Annotated in this window: 3 protein-coding genes and 1 pseudogene; 2 read left to right on the top strand and 2 right to left on the bottom strand. The window is 71.0% G+C overall.

Annotated features, from left to right (window positions below; genetic code table 11):
- Positions 1-1,087, top strand: a 1,087-nt coding sequence (locus A5691_RS26795) for an AMP-binding protein (RefSeq protein ID WP_068266854.1), incomplete at its 5' end; no start/stop codon positions are given.
- Positions 1,088-1,122: 35 nt separating this feature from the next.
- Positions 1,123-2,493, top strand: coding sequence for an aldehyde dehydrogenase family protein (locus A5691_RS26790; protein WP_067760294.1), 1,371 nt, complete (start codon positions 1,123-1,125; stop codon positions 2,491-2,493).
- 10 nt (positions 2,494-2,503) lie between these two features.
- On the opposite strand, the gene A5691_RS26785 is transcribed toward A5691_RS26790, so the two are convergent.
- Together A5691_RS26785 and A5691_RS26780 are read right to left on the bottom strand one after the other, a co-directional pair.
- Complete coding sequence (locus tag A5691_RS26785) at positions 2,504-3,049, bottom strand: VOC family protein (protein ID WP_082950520.1); 546 nt, start codon at positions 3,047-3,049, stop codon at positions 2,504-2,506.
- 20 nt (positions 3,050-3,069) lie between these two features.
- A pseudogene (locus A5691_RS26780) lies at positions 3,070-3,203 on the bottom strand (cutinase family protein); the annotation flags it as partial.

Below are 3,203 nucleotides of genomic sequence, written 5' to 3'. Positions count from 1 at the left end.
CGATGTCGATTTTTCGCTGCTGGACGTTCCGCGTTCGGAACCGCTCGAGGACCCGGAGGCCTACCTGCGCGCGGCGATGGCCTGGCACTTCGGGGAGGACACCGGTTCGGCATTCTGGTTGCGGACCGCTGCGACGCTCGACTTCGATCCGATGACCGACGTCAAGACGTTCGCCGATCTGCGACTGTTCCCCAACCTCGTCAACGAACTGCGCACGGTCCCGGTCGAGGACCTCATCCCCCGCGGCTACGGGCAGCCACCGCCGGTGCCGCAGATATTCGAGTCCGGCGGAACCACGGGCGCGCCGAAAAGGACCGTGCAGCTTCCGGATTGGGTCGCACAGGTGGTTCGGTGGCAGACCGAGGACTTCGCCACCGGCGGGTTCCGCCGGGGCCAGGGCTTCTTGTGCCTGATGCCGAGCGGGCCGCACGGGGTGGGTTATTTCTCGCGGCTGGTCGCCGAGCGCCTCGGTGCGGTCTTTCACGGCATCGACATCGATCCGCGCTGGGTCAAGAAGGTCGCCGCGCGCGGCGCGGCCTCCGAGGTGGACGCCTACGTCGACCACGTCGTCGAGCAGGCCCTGTTCGTGCTGCGGACGCAGAATGTCGCGAACCTGCACACCACCCCGCCGCTGCTGGAGGCCATGGCCCGCGACGACCGGGTGGTGGATCTGCTGAACGACAAGATCCGCTACCTCTTGCTCAGCGGAGCGCACGTGGACGCCGACACCCTCGACCTGCTCCGCGACCTCTTCCCGGCGACGACGATCACGATGGCGTTCGGCAGCACGATGGTGCTCTCCCAGGCGGTTACCCGTGTCGACGGCGACGCGTTCGTGTTCGACCCGCGGACACCGTACGTGGTGTTCTGGGTGGTCGATCCCGACACGGGCGAGCCGGTGCCGTACGGGGAGACCGGTCAGGTGGTGATGAACCACATCAGCAAGGGCATGTTCATCCCGAACAACCTGGAGCGCGACCTCGCGGTCAGGATGCCCGGGCCTGCGGCCGATCTCAGCGACTCCGTCAGTGCGGTGCGGCCGGTTTCCACCTTCGAGGGCGAGGCCGTCATCGAAGGGGTGTACTGAGCATGCCCGCCGAAGTGCCCGGTGTCGCAGCCGATTTGGTGGCGATCGACGCGCTCGGCCCCGACGGGGAGTACCGGACCCGCCGTCGCGAGGTCATCACCACGACGGCCGGCGCCGCGGTAGCCGAGCTGAGCCTCGTGCCGCCGCTGTATGTCGCGCGCACCCTGGCCGCCCAACGCAACCTGACCCCGCTCCCGGCCGGCCGTCGCGCGGCGGCGCTGTCGGACGCCGCCGACGTCTTCACGGGCGGGGTGATCGCCGGCCTCGACTTCGAGGCGTATGTCGTTCTGGCGAGCCGGATTTCGGGCCTGCCCATCGGGGTCACCCGCGCCGGGGCGCGGGGCGTGGCCGACGCCGTCGGCGGCGCGTTCGACGCGGTCCGTCCGGCCCGGCCGGTGGGGGCGGCGCTCGATTGGCACGACGAAGGCATCCGTCGCGGTGGCGCGGTCTGGGTGCGGCGCGGGCAGGTGTTCGCCGTGCACGCCGCCGGAAACGGTCCCGGCGTGCACGGCCTGTGGCCGCAAGCGCTCGCGCTCGGCTATCGCGTCGCGGTGCGCCCGTCGCGCCGCGAGCCGCTGACCGCGCACCGGCTGGTGCATGCCCTGCGGCGGGCGGGTTTCCGTCACGGGGACGCCGTATATCTACCCACCGATCACGCCGGCGCCGACGAGATCATCTCCTCGGCGGATCTGGCGATGGTGTACGGGGGTCAGGACGTGGTGGACAAGTACGCTGCCGACCCGGCGGTGATCGTCAACGGGCCGGGACGCGCCAAGATCCTGATCACGGCCGATCGGGATTGGCGCGACCACATCGACGTCATCGTCGACTCGATCGCCAACCTCGGGGGCATGGCTTGTGTCAACACCACCGCCGTGCTGTGTGAGGGCGATCCCGCCCCGCTGGCCGAAACGATCGCCCGGCGACTGGCGGAGATCGAGCCGCTACCCACCGACGACGAACGGGCGATCCTGCCCACCCGGCGGCTCGACCAAGCCCGGGCCCTGGCGGACTTCCTGGCGGCGAGGGCCGCCGGGTCGACCCCGGTGCTCGGCGCCGATCAGGTGGTGGCCGACCTCGGCGACGGCTACGCCGCGCTGCGCCCGGCGGTGCACCTACTGGCCGAACCCGTCCCGGACACGCTCAACGTCGAGCTGCCCTTCCCCTGTGTCTGGGTCGCACCGTGGTCGCCCGGCGCCGGCCTGGAACCCTTGCGGCGGTCGCTGGTCGTCACCGCGATCACCGGCGACCAACGGCTGGTCGACGAGCTGCTCGCCGAACCGACCGTCGGCAACGTCTACGTCGGCCCGCACCCGACGTGGTACGCGGCGCCCGGCATCCCGCACGACGGCTTCCTGGCGGACGCGCTGATGCGCAACAAAGGCTTCGTCGCGGACGGCCCCTGACGCGACCGATTCAGGCGCCGGCCGGGCCGTCGCCATCCGGGCGGGGCACCAGGGTGGGCGGGACCAGCTGCCCCGGTTGCGGCCAGTTGCCGAACGCCTCGGCGTAGCTGTGGCTCATCACCTCGAGCACCGTGCCCCAGGGGTCGGTGGCGTAGGCCAGCACCCACGGTCGCCCGGGCACGAATTCGTACGGCGCCGCCAGCAGCGTGCCACCGTGCTCGACGACCCGGTCGACCGTGGCCGCGACATCGGGGTGCGTGATGCACAGATGCCACAAACCGCGGTCGAACCACCCCTCCCGCTCCCGCGGCCGGCCCGGGTCCCGCGTCGGCGGGTCGACGAATTGGAAGAGCTCGATGCCGACGGAGTTGCCGGTGAGCAGATGCGCCTGCCAAGCCCGGCGGAACCGGCTGCCGAACACCGAGGCCGCCTCCGGGTGGCCCGCACCCTCGAGCACCCTGGGGCCCATGATGCAGCGGAACCCGAATACCTCGCCGTACCAGTCGATCGCGGCGTGAATGTCCGGGACCGTCAACCCGACGTGGTTGACGGCCAGTGCCGCCGCGCGCCCGTCGCTCAGCTTCCGAAGCCACCTCTACCGCTCGAGACGGTCGAGGCGCCGCTGGTGCCTGCGTCGAGGTGGCTGGAGGCGAAGGCGACGCCCTTGTCGATCATGGCGCCGTCGTCGGCGTAGGTGTTGTGGGCGGAGA

The sequence above is a fragment of the Mycobacterium sp. E183 genome (assembly GCF_001667735.1).
In the GTDB taxonomy this organism is placed as follows: domain Bacteria; phylum Actinomycetota; class Actinomycetes; order Mycobacteriales; family Mycobacteriaceae; genus Mycobacterium.
Note: the sequence above shows the minus strand (reverse complement) of the source record. Positions and strands in the feature narration are given on the sequence as shown.